General features: G+C 51.3%; 19 protein-coding genes. 18 read left to right on the forward strand and 1 reads right to left on the reverse strand.

Annotated features, from left to right (window positions below):
* Positions 1-192 precede the first annotated feature (192 nt).
* The 10 genes from HH215_RS05025 (at position 193) to HH215_RS05070 (ending at position 12,033) form a co-directional block, all read left to right on the forward strand.
* On the forward strand, positions 193-2,262 hold the full coding sequence (locus tag HH215_RS05025) for a bifunctional aldolase/short-chain dehydrogenase (RefSeq protein ID WP_169278911.1): 2,070 nt from the start codon (positions 193-195) through the stop codon (positions 2,260-2,262).
* 16 nt (positions 2,263-2,278) lie between these two features.
* Entirely contained in the window at positions 2,279-2,650 is a 372-nt protein-coding gene (locus HH215_RS05030; RefSeq protein WP_169278912.1) for a sensory rhodopsin transducer, read from the forward strand.
* 26 nt (positions 2,651-2,676) lie between these two features.
* Positions 2,677-3,939 carry an L-rhamnose isomerase gene (gene rhaA / locus HH215_RS05035; protein WP_169278913.1) on the forward strand — a complete coding sequence of 421 codons (1,263 nt, stop codon included), beginning with the start codon at positions 2,677-2,679 and terminating at the stop codon, positions 3,937-3,939.
* Between the two features lie 21 nt (positions 3,940-3,960).
* Positions 3,961-5,436 carry a rhamnulokinase gene (locus tag HH215_RS05040; RefSeq protein ID WP_169278914.1) on the forward strand — a complete coding sequence of 492 codons (1,476 nt, stop codon included), beginning with the start codon at positions 3,961-3,963 and terminating at the stop codon, positions 5,434-5,436.
* 26 nt (positions 5,437-5,462) lie between these two features.
* Entirely contained in the window at positions 5,463-6,227 is a 765-nt protein-coding gene (locus HH215_RS05045; protein WP_169278915.1) for a DeoR/GlpR family DNA-binding transcription regulator, read from the forward strand.
* A gap of 165 nt (positions 6,228-6,392) precedes the next feature.
* Entirely contained in the window at positions 6,393-7,115 is a 723-nt protein-coding gene (locus HH215_RS05050) for a (Fe-S)-binding protein (RefSeq protein WP_169278916.1), read from the forward strand.
* Between the two features lies 1 nt (position 7,116).
* A complete protein-coding gene (locus HH215_RS05055; RefSeq protein WP_169278917.1) occupies positions 7,117-8,649 on the forward strand; it encodes a LutB/LldF family L-lactate oxidation iron-sulfur protein in 1,533 nt (510 codons plus the stop codon).
* A complete protein-coding gene (locus HH215_RS05060) occupies positions 8,636-9,367 on the forward strand; it encodes a LutC/YkgG family protein (protein ID WP_169278918.1) in 732 nt (243 codons plus the stop codon). The genes HH215_RS05055 and HH215_RS05060 overlap by 14 nt, the downstream gene beginning before the upstream one ends.
* Before the next feature lie 18 nt (positions 9,368-9,385).
* Positions 9,386-10,102, forward strand: coding sequence for a FadR/GntR family transcriptional regulator (locus HH215_RS05065; RefSeq protein ID WP_169278919.1), 717 nt, complete (start codon positions 9,386-9,388; stop codon positions 10,100-10,102).
* 464 nt (positions 10,103-10,566) lie between these two features.
* The gene (locus tag HH215_RS05070) at positions 10,567-12,033 is read left to right on the forward strand and encodes a stalk domain-containing protein (RefSeq protein WP_169278920.1); all 1,467 of its coding nucleotides are present in this window, start codon (positions 10,567-10,569) and stop codon (positions 12,031-12,033) included.
* A gap of 79 nt (positions 12,034-12,112) precedes the next feature.
* On the opposite strand, the gene HH215_RS05075 is transcribed toward HH215_RS05070, so the two are convergent.
* Positions 12,113-12,358, reverse strand: coding sequence for a hypothetical protein (locus HH215_RS05075; protein WP_169278921.1), 246 nt, complete (start codon positions 12,356-12,358; stop codon positions 12,113-12,115).
* Between the two features lie 140 nt (positions 12,359-12,498).
* On the opposite strand from HH215_RS05075, the gene HH215_RS05080 reads away from it, so the two are divergent.
* The 8 genes from HH215_RS05080 to HH215_RS05115 all read left to right on the forward strand — a co-directional run bounded on the left by HH215_RS05080 (position 12,499) and on the right by HH215_RS05115 (position 21,195).
* Positions 12,499-14,307: an ABC transporter substrate-binding protein gene (locus HH215_RS05080; protein WP_254450541.1), complete on the forward strand. Its 1,809-nt coding sequence runs from the start codon at positions 12,499-12,501 to the stop codon at positions 14,305-14,307.
* A gap of 132 nt (positions 14,308-14,439) precedes the next feature.
* On the forward strand, positions 14,440-16,671 hold the full coding sequence (locus HH215_RS05085) for a preprotein translocase subunit SecA (RefSeq protein ID WP_169278923.1): 2,232 nt from the start codon (positions 14,440-14,442) through the stop codon (positions 16,669-16,671).
* Positions 16,672-16,726: 55 nt separating this feature from the next.
* Positions 16,727-18,043 carry a deoxyguanosinetriphosphate triphosphohydrolase family protein gene (locus HH215_RS05090; protein ID WP_169278924.1) on the forward strand — a complete coding sequence of 439 codons (1,317 nt, stop codon included), beginning with the start codon at positions 16,727-16,729 and terminating at the stop codon, positions 18,041-18,043.
* Between the two features lie 74 nt (positions 18,044-18,117).
* Complete coding sequence (locus HH215_RS05095) at positions 18,118-18,468, forward strand: MerR family transcriptional regulator (RefSeq protein ID WP_169278925.1); 351 nt, start codon at positions 18,118-18,120, stop codon at positions 18,466-18,468.
* 21 nt (positions 18,469-18,489) lie between these two features.
* Positions 18,490-18,807: a thioredoxin family protein gene (locus HH215_RS05100; protein WP_169278926.1), complete on the forward strand. Its 318-nt coding sequence runs from the start codon at positions 18,490-18,492 to the stop codon at positions 18,805-18,807.
* Between the two features lie 89 nt (positions 18,808-18,896).
* A complete protein-coding gene (locus tag HH215_RS05105) occupies positions 18,897-19,658 on the forward strand; it encodes an SDR family NAD(P)-dependent oxidoreductase (protein ID WP_169278927.1) in 762 nt (253 codons plus the stop codon).
* Positions 19,659-19,870: 212 nt separating this feature from the next.
* A complete protein-coding gene (locus HH215_RS05110; protein WP_169278928.1) occupies positions 19,871-20,473 on the forward strand; it encodes a YqaA family protein in 603 nt (200 codons plus the stop codon).
* A gap of 11 nt (positions 20,474-20,484) precedes the next feature.
* Complete coding sequence (locus tag HH215_RS05115; RefSeq protein WP_169278929.1) at positions 20,485-21,195, forward strand: alpha/beta fold hydrolase; 711 nt, start codon at positions 20,485-20,487, stop codon at positions 21,193-21,195.
* Positions 21,196-21,202 lie beyond the last annotated feature (7 nt).

The following is a 21,202-nucleotide window of genomic DNA, read 5'->3' on the forward strand; positions in this document are numbered from 1 at the left end:
TATGAATAGAGCTAATCTTTGAGGTCCGAATCGACCTTACGGTTAGCTCTATTTTTTTTGCATCCATTCACATTACATTTTTGAATGTGATTCAAAATCTTTGTTTGTTTTTGTATTTATGGTTTTCAAACACAAACGGGTATGATAAACTGAAATCAAGCCTAAATAAACAACAAATTCGGAGGTATCATCATGGTACAGAGCTTGTGGGAATCATCGAAAGCATCAGAAAAGCAAAGCGGATTGGATCAACTCGTATATCGCTCCAACATCATTGGCGCGGATCGTCGCGTATGTAATTTCGGCGGCGGCAATACATCGACGAAAACGATCGTCAAAGATTTCCGCGGTCGCGATACCGAGGTTATGTACGTAAAAGGCAGCGGATCCGACTTGGCTTCGATGAAGGCGAGCAACTTCACCGGCCTTCGCCTAGATGATATCCGTCCTTTGTTCGAAAAATCGGAAATGTCCGATGAAGATATGGTTGCCTATTTAGTGAATTGTATGATCGACGCTAAACATCCCCGCGCTTCGATCGAAACTTTGCTTCATGCATTCCTTCCATACAAACATGTAGACCATACGCACCCGGATTCCATCATCAGCCTTTGTTGCGCGGATAACGGCAAACAACTCGCCGAAGAAATTTTCGGCGATCGCTTCGTATGGGTGCCTTACATTCGTCCAGGATTCACATTGTCCAAAATGATCGCGGAAGGCGTGCTGAACAACCCGAAAGCAGAGCTCGTTCTGATGGAGAAACACGGTTTGGTCACTTGGGGAGACACTTCCGAAGAGTGCTACGCACAAACGATCAAGATCATCACGGAAGCGGAAGACTTCATCGAAGCTCGCATCAACGAAGCGAAAGTATTCGGCGGCGTGAAACATCCGACGCTCGAAGCGGAAGTTCGCAAGAGCATCGCGGCTCAAGTGATGCCTACGATTCGCGGCGCGGTAAGCGACGCGAAGAAAATGATTCTTTCCTTCGACGATGCGGACGATGTGCTGCAATTCGTCGGCGGTCAAGATTCCGCGACATTATCCCAAGTAGGGGCGGCTTGCCCGGATCATCTCGTCCACACGAAAGTCGTTCCGTTGTTCATCGATTGGGCTCCTAACGCGGACGACGTCGAAGGACTTAAAGCTAAGCTTAAAGAAGGCGTAGCGGCATACAAAGAAATGTACAAAGCTTACTTCGAACGCAACAAGAACGAAGGAGACGTCATGTTCGAAGCGGCTCCTCGCGTTATCCTCATTCCGGGAGTCGGGATGATCAATACCGGCAAGAGCTGGGCGATGTCGCAAGTGAGCGGAGCGTTGTACCACCGCGCGATCGCGGTTATGAGAGGCGCAACCGCGCTTGGCAAATTCGTTTCCCTAGTCGAGAACGAATCCTACAACGTGGAATATTGGCCGCTTGAGCTTTACAAATTGTCCCTTGCTCCCGCAGAGGCGGAATTCTCCCGCAAAATTGCTTTCATCACCGGCGGAGCAGGCGGAATCGGCAGCGAAACGGCTCGCAGACTCGTATCCGAAGGCGCTCACGTCGTGCTTGCGGACTTGAATCTCGAGGGCGCGCAGAAGGTTGCGGCGGAAATTAACGAAAAGTATGGCGAGAACCGCGCGCTTGCGGTTAAAGTAGACGTAACGAGCGAAGAGCTCATCCAAGCCGCATACGCGGAAACGGCCGTAGCTTACGGCGGCGTCGACATCATCGTTAACAACGCGGGTCTTGCGACTTCCAGCCCGTTCGAAGAAACCTCTCTTAAAGAGTGGAACTTGAACATGAACGTGCTTGGAACGGGATATTTCCTCGTTGCGCGCGAAGCGTTCAAAATGATGAAAGAGCAAGCTATCGGCGGGAACATGGTATTCATCGGCTCCAAAAACTCTATCTACGCAGGTAAGAACGCAACCGCATATAGCTCCGTTAAAGCTTTGGAAGCACATCTTGCGCGTTGTATTGCCGCGGAAGGCGGAGAGTTCGGCATTCGCGTCAACACGATTTTGCCGGATGCGATCCTTCAAGGCTCCGCGATCTGGAACGGCAGCTGGAGAACCGAGCGCGCGGCCGCTTACGGAATCGAGCCGGATCAACTGGAAGAGCACTATCGCAAACGCACGACGCTGCTCGTCAACATTTACCCGAGAGACATCGCGGAAGGCATCGCGTTCTTCGCGTCTTCCAAGTCCGACAAAACGACGGGTTGCATGCTGACGATCGACGGCGGAGTACCGGCGGCATTTACTCGATAAATCGGAGGGATCGCACATGCATAGACCACGCGGGGAAAAGCTCTGGTACATTCCGGACGGCTACATTCCCGAGGTCAGCTCAGGCCAGTTAACGAGTCATGAATCGATTTGCGTACTGAATACGGCTTCGGAAGATGCACTGCTGCGAATTTCGATTTACTTCGAAGATCGCGATCCGATGGAAGATATTATGGTCGTCGTTGCGGCTAGACGCACTAAACATATTAGAACAAGCTCGCTACACCAAGAAGGGACGCTGATTCCGGTCGGCGTTCCCTACGCTATCGAAGTTCAAAGCGATATCCCGATTATCGTGCAATATAGTCGGCTGGACGCGACACAAGCCGAGAACGCCTTGATGTCCGTTATGGCACATCCAATTAAGTAGACCGGATCGGTCAAGGAGGATCACGCATGCAAGAGAAAATCGTTCGCAACTACGAAGCAGCCAAAGAATTGTACGCACAGCATGGTATCGACGTAGACCAGGTGCTGGCGCAACTGGAAAACATTAAGATCTCGATGCACTGTTGGCAAGGGGACGACGTTAAAGGGTTTCTGAACAAGGATCAAGATCTGACCGGTGGAATTTCGGTAACGGGAAATCATCCTGGAGCGGCTACGACGCCGGATGAACTTCGTTCCGACCTCGAGAAAGCGTTCTCCTTGATCCCGGGCAAACATAAAGTGAATCTTCACGCGATCTACGCGGACACGGACGAGAAGGTGGAGCTGGATCAGCTTCAACCGAAGCATTTTCAGAAATGGGTCGATTGGGCTAAGGAGCAAGGGTTAGGCATGGATTTCAACCCGACTTGTTTCTCGCACGAGAAGTCCAAGGACGGATTTACCCTCAGCCACCCGGATCCGGAGATCAGCAAGTTCTGGATCGATCACTGCAAAGCTTCGCGCAAGATCGGCGCGTACTTCGGCGAGCAGCTCGGACAAACTTGCGTGACGAACGTCTGGGTACCGGACGGTTTCAAGGATGTTCCGGTTGACCGCTTAGCGCCAAGACAACGTCTTAAGGCCGCTCTTGACGAGGTGTTCGCGGAAGAGTTGAACCCGGCGCATAACTTGGATGCCGTGGAAAGCAAGCTCTTCGGTATCGGTTCGGAAGCTTACGTAGTCGGATCGCATGAGTTCTACATGGGTTACGGCATTCGGAACAACAAGTTGATCTGCCTTGATGCGGGTCATTTCCATCCGACGGAAGTCATTTCGAACAAGCTAAGCTCCCTGTCTCTGTTCGCCGACGGCATCTTGCTTCACGTGAGCCGCCCGATGCGTTGGGACAGCGACCATGTCGTTACGCTCGATGACGAGTTGATCGAGATCGGACGGGAACTCGTTCGCGGCGATTTACTGGGTAAAACCCATATCGGCCTTGATTTCTTCGACGGAAGCATCAATCGCGTCGCGGCATGGGTAATCGGAACGCGCAATACGATCAAAGCATTGCTTCGCGGTATGCTTGATCCGATCGAAGCGCTGAAGAAAGCCGAGCTCGAAGGGGATTACACGACTCGTCTCGCCTTGACGGAAGAATTCAAATCGTATCCGTTCGGAGCGATATGGGATTATTACTGCGCGAAGAAGGGCGTTCCGGTTCGCGAAGATTGGCTCGCCGAAGTGAAAAGCTACGAGAATGAAGTGCTGCTGAAACGCGGAGTTTAACATAACATAAGGGTGATCTTAATGTCGGACATTCTCGCGTTTGATCTTGGCGCAAGCAGCGGAAGAGCGTTGCTTGGCCGTCTGACGGACGGCAAGATCGAGGTGGAGGAGCTTCATCGCTTCTCCAATGATCCGGTGCAAGTGGGCGACCGCCTGTACTGGGATATTTTGCGGCTTTATCATGAGATTAAACAAGGGCTCCTGAAAGCCAAGCATCAAGGCATATCGCTGCATAGCATGGGCATCGACTCGTGGGCCGTCGACTTCGGTTTCATCGGCAAGAACGGAGAATTGATCGGAAACCCTTATCATTATAGGGACCGTCATACGGAAGGCGCCATGGAGAGCTTGTTTACGCGAATTCCTCCTCACGTCATTTTCGCCCGCACGGGAATTCAATTTCTGCCGTTTAATACGATCTACCAGCTCTACGCGCTAAAAGAAGCAAAATCGCCGTTACTCAAGGACGGCAACCGTTTCTTAATGATTCCGGATATTCTGAGATATTTCTTGACCGGCGAAATGCATAACGAATTCTCGAACGCAACGACGACGCAATTGTTCAATCCTATCGAAGGGACATGGGATTCCGAGTTGCTGCGGCTGCTGGACCTTCCAAGATCCTGGTTCGGGGATGTATTGCAACCGGGGGAAAAAGCCGGTTCGATTCAACCTTCCGTCTGCGAGGAGCTTGGCATTCCGTCGATTCCGGTGTATGCGGTAGCCGAGCATGATACGGGCTCCGCGGTTGCGGCCGTTCCGGCTACGGAGAAGTCCTTCGCGTATTTGAGCTGCGGAACATGGTCTCTTATGGGAACGGAAGTGGATAAGCCTGTTCTTCATGATCTCGCTTTGAAGCTGAATTTCACGAACGAGGGCGGCGTGGCGGATACTTACCGGCTGCTGAAGAACATCATGGGTTTGTGGATTTTACAAGAATGCCGCCGGGAATGGGAAAGAGCAGGAGAATCCTATTCGTTCCCCGAATTGGTTCAGATGGCTTCGGGCGCGAAGTCGTTCGCTGCTTTCATCGATCCCGACGATTCGTTGTTCCTTCCGCCGGGCGACATGCCGTCGCGCATTGCGCAATACTGTCAACAAACCGGCCAACAGGCTCCCGAGACTACGGGCGAGATCGTTCGTTGCATTCTGGAAAGCTTGGCGCTGAAATACCGGCAGGTGTTCGAATTGACGGAACGGTTGTCTGGACAGAGCTTTAACGGTTTGCACATGGTCGGCGGAGGCATTCAGAATACGTTGCTCTGTCAATGGACGGCTAACGCGATCGGCAAATCGGTGTGGGCAGGACCTTCCGAGGGTAGCGCGATCGGGAATTTGGTCGTACAATGGATTGCCCGGGGCGAGTTCGCGGACATCTGGGAAGCGCGCAGAGCGATTCGGGAATCTTTCCCGATCACCGTGTACGAACCGGAGGAAAGCGAAGCTTGGAACGCGGCATATATCCGGTTCCTTACGATAACGGGTGTGACTGAATAATATAGGTTCGTGAAAAGAGGGCAGACATGCTAGTTGCGGAGCGCTATGAGAAAATTGTGGGCCTGGTGAACGAAAGAGGAAGCATACGGGTATCCGAGTTGAGCGATCTGTGCCAAGTGACGGAAGAGACGATCCGCAGAGACCTGGATCGCCTCGAGCAAGCGGGGCGGCTTCGCCGCTCCCACGGAGGAGCGGTGAGCGTGAAGGATGCGACGTTGCATCCGGAAATTCCTTACGCCGTTCGTGAAATCACGAACGCGGACGAGAAGAAACGCATCGCGCTGGAAGCGATCAAGCGGATTCAACCCAAAGATCGGATTCTGCTCGACGCAAGCTCGACGGCTTGGTATATGGCAACGGACGTACCGGACGACTTCTTAACCGTGTTAACCAATTCGATCAAAGTCGCGACGGAGCTTAGCAGCAAGGAGAAGATCGAAGTGATCTCGACGGGGGGCATCCTTGCCCAGCGTTCGTTATCCTTCGTCGGCCCTCTAGCGGAAAGGTCGTTAGATGCTTACCATGTCGATAAAGTGTTCTTATCGTGCAAAGGCGTTCACCTGGACCGGGGAATCAGCGAATCCAACGAACTGCAAGCGCGTATCAAGCAACGGATGATCGGAATGGCCGACGAGGTTATTTTGTTGGCGGATTCCAGCAAATTCGGGGTGCAGGCGTTTACTCACGTTGCCGATCTATCCGACGTAGATGTCATTATTACCGATCGCAGGATGGCAGCGGAGACGATCGAACAGCTCGAAAACAAAGGAATCACCGTCATTACGGTTTAGGACTCTTGAACGGTATACTAAGCAAGCTATAAAGGGAATCGTAACGTGGAACGTATCAGGTGCGATTCCCTTTAAATCTCGCGTTAAGTTTTCCGCATTTTTCGCTTTAAACATGTCTGATAACCTGATAATATGAAACTAATAGCTGATTAAGAGAGGTGCAGCATGAAAGTTTCCTTATTCATAACTTGCCTAAGCGATGCGATCTACCCGAGAGTCGGGGAAGCGATGGTCCGGTTGTTGGCGAGATACGGCGTTCATTTGGAATTTCCTAAAGTGCAGACTTGTTGCGGACAGCCGGCCTATAATAGCGGTTATTGGAAGGAAGCGCGCGCAACCGCGACGACGATCATCGAAGCGTTCGAGGATTGCGACTTCGTCATCTCCCCGTCGGGCTCCTGCACGGGCATGATTCACCATTATCCGAAGCTGTTCGAGGACGATAAAGTCATGTACGAGAAAGCGATGAAGCTTCAGAGCAAATCCTACGAGTTTACGCAATTTCTCGTTCAAGTGTTGGGCGTGAAGGATGTCGGAGCGACGTTCCCGCACAAAGTCACCTACCATCCTTCTTGTCACGGCAGCCGAATCCTCGGCGTTAAAGACGAACCGATGGAACTGATGAGCCACGTAAAAGGGATGGAACTCGTCCCCTTGCCGCATGCGGAAGATTGCTGCGGGTTCGGAGGAACGTTCGCCGTGAAGATGTCGGACATTTCCGGCGCCATGGTCACGGAGAAAGCCGATCACGTCAAAGCAACGGAAGCCGAGGTGTTGGTCGGGCTGGATATGGCTTGCTTGATGAATATCGGCGGCAACCTGCGGTATCGCAACGAACCGGTCCGAGTCATGCACTTGGCGGAGCTTCTATACGAAGGGGTGAAGTAGCATGGGTCACGGAGCAACGGCGCATCCCGATGGAGCGACGGTTAAGGCGCGCGCGGAGTTAGCGCTGAATAACGATTTTCTTCGCAAGGCCGTTAAGTTTACGACCGAGAGGTTAAAGAACGGCAAGCTGAAAGCGACGGAAGAGCACGGCAATTGGGAAGAGTGGCGCGAGCGCGGACGGCAAATCCGTCTTCACACGATCGCCCATCTCGATTACTATCTCAACGAGTTCGTAAACAATGCCCGCGCGAACGGCGTTCATATTCATTTTGCGGATACCGCTCAAGACGCGGTCGACATCTCGCTATCGATCGCGGAGAGAAAAAGCGCCAAATCCGTCGTGAAATCGAAGTCGATGGTATCGGAAGAGCTTCATCTGAACCATGCCCTCGAATCGATCGGCGTCGAGGCGATCGAGACGGATCTCGGCGAATACATTATTCAATTGGCCGGAGAAGCGCCTTCTCATATTATTATTCCGGCGATACACAAGAATCGCTTCCAGATCGCGGATCTGCTGTCCGAAGACGCGGGAGAGAAGCTGGAAGCGGATACGAAGGTTCTAGCCGGTTACGTTCGTAGAAGATTACGCGCCAAATTCCTGGAAGCGGATATCGGAATGACGGGCTGCAACTTCGCGATCGCCGAGACGGGTTCGATGGTTTTGTTCGAGAACGAAGGCAACGCGCGCATGGTTACCACGCTGCCGAAAACGCAGATTACGCTTATGGGAATGGAACGGATTATTCCTTCCTGGGCGGATCTGGAAGTCATGGCGACTTTGCTGCCTCGTTCCGCGACCGGACAGAAGTTGACGATGTACATGTCGGGGATCACGGGGCCGCGCCGGACGGAAGATGCGGACGGTCCGGATGAAATGCATATCATTATCGTCGATAACGGACGATCTCTACAGCTTGGCGACCCGGAGTTTCAAGAGCTGCTGAACTGTATCCGTTGCGGCGCTTGTTTGAACGCTTGCCCGGTTTACCGTCATATCGGAGGCCATGCTTACGGGGGAACCTATAGCGGACCGATCGGAGCCGTTTTGACTCCTTCCCTGCAGAAGAACATTGCCGAATGGGACGATATCGCGAACGCCTCCAGTTTGTGCGGAGCCTGTTACGAAGCGTGCCCGGTGAAAATTCCGCTGCACGATATGCTCGTCTATTTGCGCAGGCGCAAAGTGGAAGCAGGCCACGGGAATAAGATCGAGGGAGCCGGCATGGCGGGCTTCGGGACGTTGTTGTCTAAATCCGGACGGTTCAAAACCATCTTGAAGCTCGGTAAATTCGGTCAGAAGCTCGTTGCCCGCGATGGCGAAATTCGCCTGAAGGTCGGCCCGTTGAAGGGCTGGAACACTTACAGGGTTACGCCGAGTTTGCCGAAAAAATCATTCCGCGATCAATGGGGAACGCTCGACGCGGAAATTCGCAACGGTCTGAAGGAAATGGCTCCGGATATGAAGAACCGGATGGAGCAAATCGTTAAGGATCGCGCGAAAGGAGGCCACGACGGACATGGACACAGCTAAAGCCCATCAAGAGTGGTTAAAGGAAATGGAAGCGAAATCTCGCTCCAAGCAGATCAGCTTCATGGACGGCATCTCCGCCAAGCTGAGAAGACCGATGGTTTCCGAGCCTCCGCGCCATCCATACCGGGGATCTCCCGACTTCTGGAACGCTTACGAATGGAACGAGCAAGAAAGAATCGACAAGTTTACGGAAAATTTCAAAAGCGTAGGCGGTCACGTGGAGCGCTTGGGTTCGATGGAGGATGTTCGCCGTTTTATCGCGGACAAAGCGACAGAGATGGGAGCTCACTATCTCATTCGGCAGAATCAACCGGAGCTCGAGGCTCTCGGACTGGAATCCGAGCTGCCCGACGCTAAAATATCGGTATGGAATACCGATCCCGAAGAGCAGTGGAAAGCGAGAGCGGCCGAAGCGGATATTGGTGTCGTGCTCGTGGATCACGCGGCTGCTTATACGAGCTCGATGGTCGTGTTGTCGGCCGAGAACAAAGGGCGTTCCGTCAGTTTGCTGCCTACGGTACTAATGGCGATTATTCCCGTCGATCGGTTGAAGACACGAATGGGCGAAGTAATGGTTCGATTCGACGAAGGCGGGCGCGAGAGTTTGCCGGCAGGTATCCATTTCATCTCCGGCCCAAGCCGTTCCTCGGACATCGAGAACGATCTGACGATCGGCGTACACGGTCCCGGAGTCGTATACGCGCTGATCGTTGGATGAGACGGAGGTTGAGATCGGTTGGAGATGACCCGGTTAACGAAGCGGAATCATTATGAGGAAATCAAGGATCAGTTGCTGCGGATGATCGTGGACGGCAAGCTTAAAGTCGGCGACAAGCTTCCTTCGACGAAAGAAATGTCCGAGAGCTTCGGCGTGGGACGCTCGACGACAAGAGAAGCTTTAAGCGCTCTTAAAGCGATGGGGCTTATCGAAATCCGCCAGGGCGGCGGGTGTCGGGTCATCAACAACGCGCCGACGTCTACGACGGATATTTCGCTGCCCGAGTTGGATTCCTTGCGGATGAACAGAAGCACCTTATTGGAGTTGCTGGAAGCGCGTCAATCGTTGGAAGTATCCAATGCGGCGATCGCGGCGACGAAGAGGACGGATCAAGATCTGGCGGAATTCGCCGCGCTCATTCAAGAGATGGAAGGATCGGTCGGACACGATCTCGAAGGCGAACGAACGGATCTCCTTTTCCACCTCACGTTAGCCAGGGCGACTCACAACTCGATTATGCTTCGTTTGTTCGAATCGATCGCGAACCAGTTGGAAACCGCGATCCGGGAAATTCGCCGAGTGGAGCTCTATTCGAATCAACGGGTCGCGGAGCAGCTTTACCGGGAGCATCTTGCAATCTACGAAGCGGTTCGGAATCGGGATTCCGAGCTTGCGGCTCAGACGATGAAGCAGCATTTGCAGCATGTGGAGAACATTCTGATGAAATATATATGAAGCGTGCGATCGAGCCTGAGCAACCGGGCTCGTTTTTTTTGTTCCAGAAATTGTGTTCTAGAAATTTCGCTTATTATTTCTGAAATTTTTACCGAATTAACGTTCCCCCGTAGGGAAATCGCATTAGGATTCGCTTAGTATTTTGGGCTCGCTAAACCAGCTTCCATCTAACGGAGGTAGCAGACGTTATTCTGTTCAAAAAGGCTCTTTTCAAAATCTAACGGAAATGCGCGCTCTTATTGCGTGTTTTTTAGTGAAAACTTGCTCATTGAGCATAAATAGGGGCTCGTATCTCCATTAGAATTTTAAAACACTTGTTTTCGACCAAATAGGGGCTGTGGTTGCCGTTAGAAACCAAGCCTAGCTTTCTTCGTTCAGTCTATTAGTCGCATTACAACTTTTCTGGAAAATTTACGTCTATATCGAAGAGACTAGAAATTAGAAATAGGACGGAGTGGTCGAAGGTGGAAGTAAGTAAAACTTGGTCATGGAAAATGATATTGGTGCTGATCGTAGCCTTTTTAGCCGAATGGGGATTTCCCTGGTCCTCCAATGCGAGCGGGAAAGAGTTATCGACTCCATCCAATAAGCTCTTCTCGAATGTAACGCAGATAGAAGCGGGGCAGTTCGACGGATTTGCGGTAAAGGAAGACGGGAGCGCTTGGGCGTGGGGGGCGTATAATGCGTCCAAAGTTTATTACGCGAATTCATCCGCATTCTCGCCGGTCAAATTACCTATCGAGCAAGTGAAACAAATTTCGAGGGGCGATCGCTTCTATTTAGTATTGAAAAAAGACGGAACGGTATGGGCAAGCGGCGCGAATGAACATGGTCAGCTCGGAAACGGCGTACAAAACGACAATATAAGTCTTGAGCCTATTCAAGTCAAAGGATTATCGGGCATTAAAGCTATTTCCGCCGGTAGTACTCACGGTTTGGCAATAGACGAAGAAGGAAAGGTGTGGGCATGGGGAGGAAACGATCAAGGGCAACTAGGCATCGATTCTCGTAATAACGCGCTACTACCGGTTAAGGTCGAGGGTTTGCCACCAATTGTCGCGCTCGATGCGGGTCAATTCGGGTCGATTGCGCTTGATAACGGCGGCGTGATTTGGTCCTGGGGCATTAAGAAATATACGGCTAACGCGACCGATGAAGTTCGCCCGCCTGCCAGATTAACGGGTAACGGCGAATTCGCCGCGGTTGCCGATGCCGGAGATAAGGGAGTTGCGTTAAGCTTTAATGGTACGGTATGGACGTGGAGTAATTATTCTCCCGATCAATCAACCGTTCTATTGCAGCCGGTTCAAGTGAAAGATCTATCGGACATCATCTCGATATCCTCCTACTCCGCCGTGAAATCGGACGGCACAGTCTGGCAATGGCAAAATGACCAAAACGGCGGTACGTATAAACAGGTTAGCGGAATTGAAAAAGCCGCAAAGGTAAGCGATGCCTGGAGTCATCATTTCGCATTGTTGGAAGACGGACGCGTGATGTCTTGGGGACAGAATTTTTTTGGCAATACAGGCTTAGGCGTAATAGATGAAAGGATCGAAACGCCTCAACCGATTCCTAATCCGATTCGGATCGTATTGAATGGCGAAGAAGTAACTATGCCGGTTCCGCCGATCGTCGTCAATCAATCGACCTACGTGCCTCTTCGGGGCGTTTTCGAGAAAATAGGCGTAAAAGTAAAATGGGACGTTCCTACAAGATCGGTAATGGCGAGCAAAGGAGATACGACGATCGTCTTGAACTCCGTAACGGGCGAAACGTCGGTTAACGGCAAAGTGATTCCCTCCGATCAGAAGCCGATTTCCTTAAGAGGAAGCATGATGGTGCCGCTAAGGGTGATCGGAGAGACGATTGGGGCTAAAGTGGATTGGGAGCCGGCAACCTATTCGATTACGATTGAGCAAGGCGAATAACACTAAGGCGATGACTAAGGACGATTAGAGTGTGGCGCAATAACGATCAATAACGATCATGATCTTCTTGTTAGGATGTTCAGTGATTCGGCAAAGTCGCAGGGCAACGAGAGTTGCCCTCTTTTGCATTCGCGGATTGGTTTCTGTCGATCCGATTAAACCAATTCGAAGGGAGTATTTTCGATAGTCCTCGTAAGGGAGCTCCCCGATTGTAACGATGCTCCGATTCCCACTGTTGCCGATCCGATTGCTCTTGAATCAACCGTTCCCATTCCGCGTGACGTTGCTCCGACAAGTCTCGTAAGTCTTGATAATGGTTAAACATATTGACTGCCTCCTTGCGATGCTTTATGAATTTGATTATGCTGTAAGTAAAAGAGGAAAAAAAGTGAACAGTTCCGGTTTCCTATTTCCCCTTTTACGAAATGTCGAAAATGAACCCGATACGGGGGAGGTTTTCCATTGATGCACAATTCGGCGGAAAAGTATTTAATGTTGCTAAATAAATGGGGGATAAACGCGGAAAGCCGCGCCGAGATTGAGGTTTCGGCCGACGAAGTCGCAAGCGCGCTGTTCTGCACGCCTCGAAACGCGAAGATCATTATCCGCAAACTCGTGGATGAAGGTTTGATTTCTTGGCATCCCGGCCGAGGGCGAGGCAATGTTTCGCGGCTTGCGTTTCTAGGGGATAAGAACGAACTCTTGATGAATTGGGCACAAGAAATGGCGCGTAAAGGAGAGTACAAGCAGGCGTTCGAACTGCTGCGATCGAACAGCGACGGAACGATGGCGACCGATCGATTCGTTCATTGGCTCAACGATCATTTCGGTTATCAAGCCGAGCATACGAACGGCAATCATTCGGCGGACACGTTGAGATTTCCGGTATATATGCCGTTATTGACGACAGATCCGTCGAGAGTCTACTGCGCTTTCGATTCGCACGTCATTAGGCAAGTGTTCGATCGTCTGGTAGAGTACGATCATTATACGGGCAATATCCTACCCGGCTTAGCTCATGCATGGGAATCCAACTTGGAAGCAACGGAATGGACGTTCCACCTTCGTAAAGGCATTCGATTCCACCATGGCAGGGAGCTTCGGCCCGAGGACGTGAAGTTTACGCTGGAACGGGTACGCGATGACACTCCGCAGAAGTGGTTAACGCGCGAACTTCTTAGAGTGGATTGCATCTCCCCGCGATCGGTTCGCATCGTATTGAATCGCCCGAATCATATCTTTCTGAGGTATGTCGGCACGGCGGGGCTATCGATCTTGCCGCAAGAGTTAGTGCAAGCCGATGAAGCGGCATTCTGGCATAAACCGATAGGAACGGGACCTTTCCGGTTCATCCAATGGACACAGGATTGCTGCGAGTTGGCGGCTAACCCCGACTATTATTCCGGCCGCGCTCATCTTGATCGCGTGATTATCGCTTTCATGCCGGAAGAAACCGCGAAACTTTCCAAGGGCGCCCATTGGCAGCAACTCGTTCATAATCAGAATCAGATGGATCAAAGCGAAAGCGACAGCGACAGGTGGAACAAGCTGGAGTCCTTATGTCGCGGGTGCATGATGATTTCTTGGAATATGAAGAAGCAAGGGCCTCAACAAGCCTATGGATTTAGACGCGCCTTCGAACTCATGTTGAACAGGAAGCAGTTGATCGAAGATCTGGGCGAGGAAAGAATGTATCCGGCGAGAGGTTTCCGCCCTACCGAGCTTACTCCTCACATGGAAGAAGAGTCGGACGCCGATGAAGCGAAAAGATTGTTAGCGGAGTCAGGCTATGTTGGCGAGGAGATTATCCTGTGTACTTACGGATCCAATGAAACGGACGCGAGATGGATCGAAAGACGTTGCGCTGAATTCGGAATTAATCTGAAAGTTCAGACGGAGACGTATTTTACCGTAAGGAAACCGAGAGTGGTGCCTAACGTGGACGGGATACTGTTTAATGTCATCTTCGCCGTAGATGAAGTATGCGAGATCGAGAACTACGAACAGTCGGGGAATTTTCTGAGGGAGCATCTTCATCCGCGAATGCATCAATGGATTTTGGAGCAGATCGACCTATCGCTAGCTAGCAGGGATCCGCAATTCCGGCGTCGCGTCTTAGACGGCATCGAAGATCGACTGCGGGAGGAATCGCATGTTTGTTTCCTCCTTCATAAGAAGCAAAGTACTTTTAGTCATCCTTCGGTCAAGGGAGTAGGGCTTAACTCGTTAGGGTGGATGGACTTCAAAGAGATTTGGTTGCAAAACGCGCAATGATCGATCCCGGTAGGATGCTTCATTGTTAATGAAAGCTCGACAAATATTGGCGTTCGTTGCAACGCTATGAAATGTTTGACGTAATCTCTATAATAAAGTCATTATCGTTTTTTACAGAGAGGATTAAAGCCGATGAATTTCGCGAGCAAGCTAGTTCAGAAGGTCAAAGATCGTTTCGTGCAGCATAAACTCAAATCGTATACGGACAAACTGCGGGATATCGGCGCATTGAATATGCAATCATGGGACGATCATAAATTGCAGGCCGAATCGTTAAAGCTGAAAAGCAAAGCGCAAAGCGGAGTTCCATTGGACGAGTTTCTCGTGGAAGCCTACGCGCTCGCCGGAGAAGCGGCCAGTCGGGTGCTTGGAATGCGGCCGTTCGACGTGCAATATATGGCGGGCGTCGCCCTTCACGAAGGACATTTGGTCGAAATGCAAACGGGCGAAGGCAAGACGCTTGCCGCCGTTATGCCTGCATACTTGAATGCTCTGCAAGGCAAAGGCGTACATGTTCTTACGTTCAACGATTATTTGGCGGGGCGGGATGCCCAGTGGATGGGCCCGGTCTATCGCTACCTCGGATTAACCGTAGGTTTCGTTAAGGATGGGATGTCTACGGAAGAGAAACAGCAAGCTTACGCAGCGGACATTACTTACGTGACGGCCAAGGAAGCAGGATTCGATTATTTGCGCGATACGATCGCGATGAATGCGAAAGATATCGTCCATCGTCCGTTTCACTACGCGATCGTGGATGAAGCCGATTCGCTCTTGATCGATGAAGCGAGAGTCCCTCTCGTGATCGCAGGAGAAGTCGCTACGACGGGCGGTGACGGTAGCCGAATGGCTAATTTGGCGAGGCAGCTGACGCTCGGGGAGGATTACGACTTCGACGAGAACAAGCGCAACGTGTTCCTGACGGAAGCCGGAGCCGAGAAAGCCGAGCAGCTCTTAAGAAGCGGCAACTTATACGAATCGCATAATAGTCATTTGTTAACGGCATTAAATTGTGCCCTACACGCGGAATCGTTGTTAAAGCGAGACGTGGACTACATGATTCGCGACGGAAAGCTGGAACTGATTGATCTCTATACGGGGCGGATCGCGGAGAACAGACATTGGCCGGATGGCCTGCAAGCCGCCGTGGAAGCGAAGGAAGGCATGGTAACGAAGTCGTCCGGTAAAATATTGGGAACGATCACGCTGCAGCATTTGCTGAGTCTGTACCCTAAGATCAGCGGAATGACCGCGACCGCGCAGGATTCCGCCGACGAATTCGAAGAAACCTACGGTTTAAGCGTAGTCGAAATTCCGCCGAACCGGCCAAGAATCCGCATCGACTACGAAAGCCGTATTTATACCCATAAAGAAGCGAAGCTTAAAGCGCTGGTGAAAGAGATTGCCGAAGTACATGCCACGAAGCGGCCGATATTGATCGGAACGAGCAGCGTCGAAGAATCCGATCAATTGGCAGAGCAATTGAAACAGGCGGGCGTCCCTTGCCACGTGTTGAACGCGAAGAACGACGAGAAGGAAGCCGAGATCGTCGCCAAGGCCGGAGAGCTAGGCGCGGTAACGGTATCCACGAACATGGCGGGACGCGGCGTCGATATCCGGCTAGGCGGCGGAGAGCCGAAGCAAGCGGAAGAAGTGGCCAAGTTAGGCGGTCTATACGTCATCGGCACGCATATGAATGAGAGCGCAAGGATCGATAATCAATTAAGAGGCCGCGCGGGCAGGCAAGGAGATCCGGGTTCGTCTCGCTTCTATGTTTGCTTGGAGGACGAGCTGATCAGCCGTTTCGGTATCGAGAAGGCGATTCCAGCCGGCTATCGGACGAAGAAACAGGACGAACAACTGGAAGCGTCCGTATTCCATAAGAAGACGGACCACATTCAACGGGTCGTCATGGGGCAAAATTTCGAGATGCGCAAGACGTTAAACAAGTACTCCGACATGGTCGAAGAGCAGCGCCGGATTCATCAGCTGCAGCGCGAAGAGGTATTGCACAACGACGATTCGATGAGCGCAGCGGAGAAGTACGCCAGACTGTACCACATCGACCGGGGCTGGTCGGATCATCTGGCATACGTTTCCTATATTCGCGAGGGAATTCACTTGGAAAGCTTGGCGAACCGAAATCCTGTCGACGAATTCCATCACCGGATCATTCACGCATTCGAACAGTTGCCGGATAAGATAGAGAAGGAAACGGCTAAGTCGTTAAGCAAGCTGAACGCCAAGGACTCTCAGGATCAGATCGATTGGGAGAAGGAAGGGTTGAAGGTGCCTTCCCGTACGTGGACCTATATTATCCAAGACCAGTTCATGGAGAAGAAAACGAACATTTTCGGCTTATAGACGATGCTGAAAACCTGATTTTTTGAACACGCATATGTAGGAAAGAGGGAACGGGATGAACGTACGCAAAATGAGGCTGTACGATACGGAAAATATCTACTCTGGCGAAGACCGCGACGAATACGAGAAGGATTATGCCAGACTCATTCAATCGCCGGCGTTCAGAAGATTGCAAGGCAAGTCTCAAGTGTTCGGCGCGGGATCCGGGGATTACTACCGAACGAGACTTACCCATTCGCTCGAGGTATCCCAGATTGCCAGAGAAGTCGCGCGTCGATTGGTTAAACAATTCGAGTACTTGTCGAAGAAGGAGCACCCGGGCCTGATGATCGACCCCGATGTGGTGGAGTGCGCTTCGCTGGCTCATGATCTAGGCCATCCTCCGTTCGGCCACAAGGGGGAAGAGGTGCTGAACCGCCTTCTTCAGGTAGAGCATGGTTTGAAGTACGAAGGTAACGCGCAGAACTTCCGGATTCTGATGTTTCTGGAGAAACGGGCGGGAAGCGGCAGCGGTTTGGACCTAACGGCTTCCGTGCTGCTTGCCATTAACAAATATCCGCAATGCATAGATGAGCCCGGGAGACTGAAAGGCGTCTATCGCAAGGAATGGGAAGGAATCGAGCACTTGCGCCAAGTATGGGGGATGCCAGGCAACATGGCGACGCTGGAAGCTCAGCTCATGGACTTGTGCGACGATATCGCTTATTCCACCCACGATCTGGAAGACGGAATCCGGGCAGGCAAGATTCAGATGGATCGGGTGTTTTTCGAAGACGACCGGCTTGTCGCTCACGTGCTTAAAGAAATAACGGACGACCCGAGCTATTCCGAGTCGAATTGGGACAACGTGGATCAAGCCGCAATGGTCAAGCAGGTTCTCATGAATTACTTCGAGCAATGGGAAACGATATACGCGGAGTGCGATCGCGAGCCCTCGCGAACGCGGCGTGAAATGAAGGCTCGGTGGGTGCGCCGATTCGCGAGCGAAGTCGGCATCATCGATGATCCCGAGACGGGATGGAAGAAGGTTACGTTAGTCCGCGAAGGCAAACAAAACTTGGAGCTGATGCGAACGATCGAAATCTTGAAGAAGCTTGCGTGGGTGACGTTAATTAAAGATTTCAGGGTTCAGCGGCTCCATAAGCGAAGCGAAGTGATGATCGAACGGCTATGGGGGAGCTTCAAGAAAGAGGAGACGGGTCGCTTGATCATTCCGCCGGATTGGGTGGAAAGCTACGAGGCGCAGAAAGAAAAATGGCCATGGGAAAGGCTTGCGGCCGATTATATCTCGGGCATGACGGATGCTTACGCCGAGAAAGTATACGCCGAATTTTTCGCTAGCCGCTCGGGTTCGATCTACGAAAGGGATTAATATTTCCGCTTGACCCTGACAGTAATGTCAGGGTTTATACTTGGTTTGTATCGATCGCCGAAGGGGGAACTAAGATGAAAATCGGGGAATTGTCCGCGCGAACCGGAGTTAGCATTCGTTCCTTAAGATATTACGAGCAGCAGAAGCTGCTGACTTCGATTCGGATGGATAACGGTTACCGGGAATACTCCCCCTTGGCGGAAGAACAAGTCCGTACGATTCGGTTTTATTTGGCGCTTGGCATCTCGACGGAACAAATCGCCAGTTTCCTCACTTGCGTATTGAAGAACAAGGAAGCGTTCTGCGAAGAAGTGCTGCCCATCTTCAACTCGAAGCTAAAGGAAATCGACGATCAAATTCATTTGTTAAGCCAGATCAAATCGAACCTGGAGGACCGAATTCGATCGATACGGGAAGATCTATAAACCCGGTATTGGAGGAGTGGAATGACTATGTTAGCCGTCAATGAGAACACGTTACAGACGAACTTGAAACAACAAGGCGTCACTTTGGTCGATTTCGGGGCGACATGGTGTCCGCCGTGTAAAGTGCTGAAGCCGATTCTGGATGAACTCGGCAACGAGTATGGCGACAAACTAACCGTACTCGAAGTAGACTGCGACGAGTCGCCGGATGCTGCATCCGAGTTCGGCGTGATGTCGATGCCGACCGTGATCGCGTTTCACAACGGCGTTCCGGTCGAGAAGCTGGTCGGGCTTCGCCCGAAGGCGGTTTACGAAAATTTGATCGCCAAATATATGTAAGACAGGGAGCCGCGACCTCGCGGCTTTTGTTGTTTTTTAGCTTAAAATTGCCTATCATGGAAGGAGAGTAGAGAAAGGGGATTCCTTCCATGCAGATCGATTTGACGAATAAGACGGCGTTAATTACGGGAGCCACCGGGCAACTTGGCCGGGTAATGGCAAGAACGCTGGCGAAGTGCGGGGCTAACATCGCGATCCATTACCGCAGCAATGAAGCGCAAGCGCTCGAATTGCAGGATGAGATACATTCCTTCGGGAGTCGTGCTGTCATCGTGCAGGCGGACGTTACGAACCTGGAATCTATCCTTGGAATGAAAGCCGTTATCGAAGAAAACCTAGGTACCGTCGATATCGTCGTCGCTAACGCGGTCGTGCAGTACCAGTGGACGAGCATTCTCGAACAGGCGCCGGAAGACTACGCGAGCCAATTCGATTCATGCGTCATGCAGAGCGTATATTTAGCTAAAGCGTTCGCTCCGGCCATGATGGAGCAGAAATGGGGAAGATTCGTAGGAATTAATACGGAATGCGTAATGCAAAATTTCCCGACCCAATCGGCATACATTGCCGGCAAGAGGGGGATGGACGGCGTATACCGCGTTCTGGCCAAGGAAATCGGCGAACACCAAATTACGGTAAACCAAGTGGCGCCGGGTTGGACGATCAGCGAGCGCGATCGCGCGAACAAAACGGAGCACAGCGAATCCTATGAGCAAACCGTACCTCTCAAGCGTAGAGGAACGGATCAGGAGATCGCGAACGCGGTCGCTTTCCTTGCTTCGGATCTGGCGAGCTTTATTACGGGAGCTTACGTACCGGTCAGCGGCGGCAACGTCATGCCGTCCATTTAAAATTTTTGTAACTTATTTAGATGATTCCCGTAGTATAGGGAGTCGTCTTTTTTTGCCTATAACCCGTCTTAGGTCTTAGTTAAGGTCTGGACTTAGAATCATTGTGTATGTCGAGCTCGATCGGTATGCTTATATGGACATTTCATTTATTACGATAACGAAACGCGTGATGTTCTACAAAATGAGAGAAGCTTTGATAGGAGTATGCAGCCATGGTTCAGGACATCATCGATTATTTACTGGATTTCGGCGTGTGGGGGTTGTTTATCCATTCCTTCGCCGACGCGGTTTTTTTCCCGGTTCCCGCATTTTTTCTCCAAGTTCCGCTTAGTCTCCTTCACCCTTCGAACGCGCTATGGTTGGCTACCGTAGGATACATCGCTTGTTTGATCGGAACGCCGTTCGGATACATGCTCGGGAAGCTGTTAGGCCATTCCGTATTGTATAAATTACTGAAGAAGTCATGGGTCGATTCCGCGACGAAAATGTTTCAAAAAAGCGGGGAGACGGCCATTCTTATCGGTTCCTTCACGCCGATCCCATTCAAAGTGTTCACCATCCTATCCGGGGCAATGAATTTTCCTCTCTGGCGGCTATTGATCTACGCTGCTGTCGGAAGAGCGGTTAAATTCTATGCGGTCGGTGTTTTGTTCTATTTCTACGGCAAAGCGGCGGAAAACATGGTTCACGACGTCAGCTTGTATATTTTCGCCATAGCCGTTCCCATTATCGTAATCGTGTTATTATGGAGAAAGAAATTAAAGAATAAACGCGAGCGCGAGCAAACGATTGCGAACGATATCCATGAAGGCTGAGGTGAGCGTCATTGGAGGTACGGTCTAGTTTCGTCGATCACGATGGAGTTCGAATCCATTATTTAGTTGCAAACGAGCATTCATCGTCCGTACCTGTCCTCATCTGTCCGGGTTTGTCCGAAACAGCCGAAGAATACATGGAGCTCATGGAATATTTATCGCCCAGGACGTGCGTCGCTTTGTCGTTCCGCGGCAGGGGACAGAGCAGTACGCCTGATTCGGGGTATGATCTAAAGCCGCATATATCGGATATCGAAGCCGTGGTTAGGGATGCACAATTGAATCGCTTTCATCTCTTCGCATATTCGAGAGGCGTATCCTATGCGCTCGGATATGCCGGGAACAACGCTTCGCAAATCATGTCATTGGTCTTGCAGGATTATCCAGCGGAACACAAGCAGATGCCCGCCGGTTGGGTGGATGAATACATCCATCAATATTTGATTCCGTTCTCGAGACAAAGAAACATTCGTCCGGAGGCCGTGAGGGGAATCGGAAACGAATCGATTCAGAGAACGCTCGCTTACCCTTTCGATAAGAGAATGCTCGTCCTGCGAGGAATGCTTGAAGGCAGTCTGTTAGACGACGAGGGAATCAAGCAATACAAATCCATGAACGGCAAACTCAAGGTACAACAGTTCTCCCGGTCGGGTCATAATATCAGAAGCACGGAGAAGGAATTGTTGTTTCGGGTAATTAGCGATTTTATTAACTTCTCATGAAAAAAGT

Source organism: Cohnella herbarum (genome assembly GCF_012849095.1).
In the GTDB taxonomy this organism is placed as follows: domain Bacteria; phylum Bacillota; class Bacilli; order Paenibacillales; family Paenibacillaceae; genus Cohnella; species Cohnella herbarum.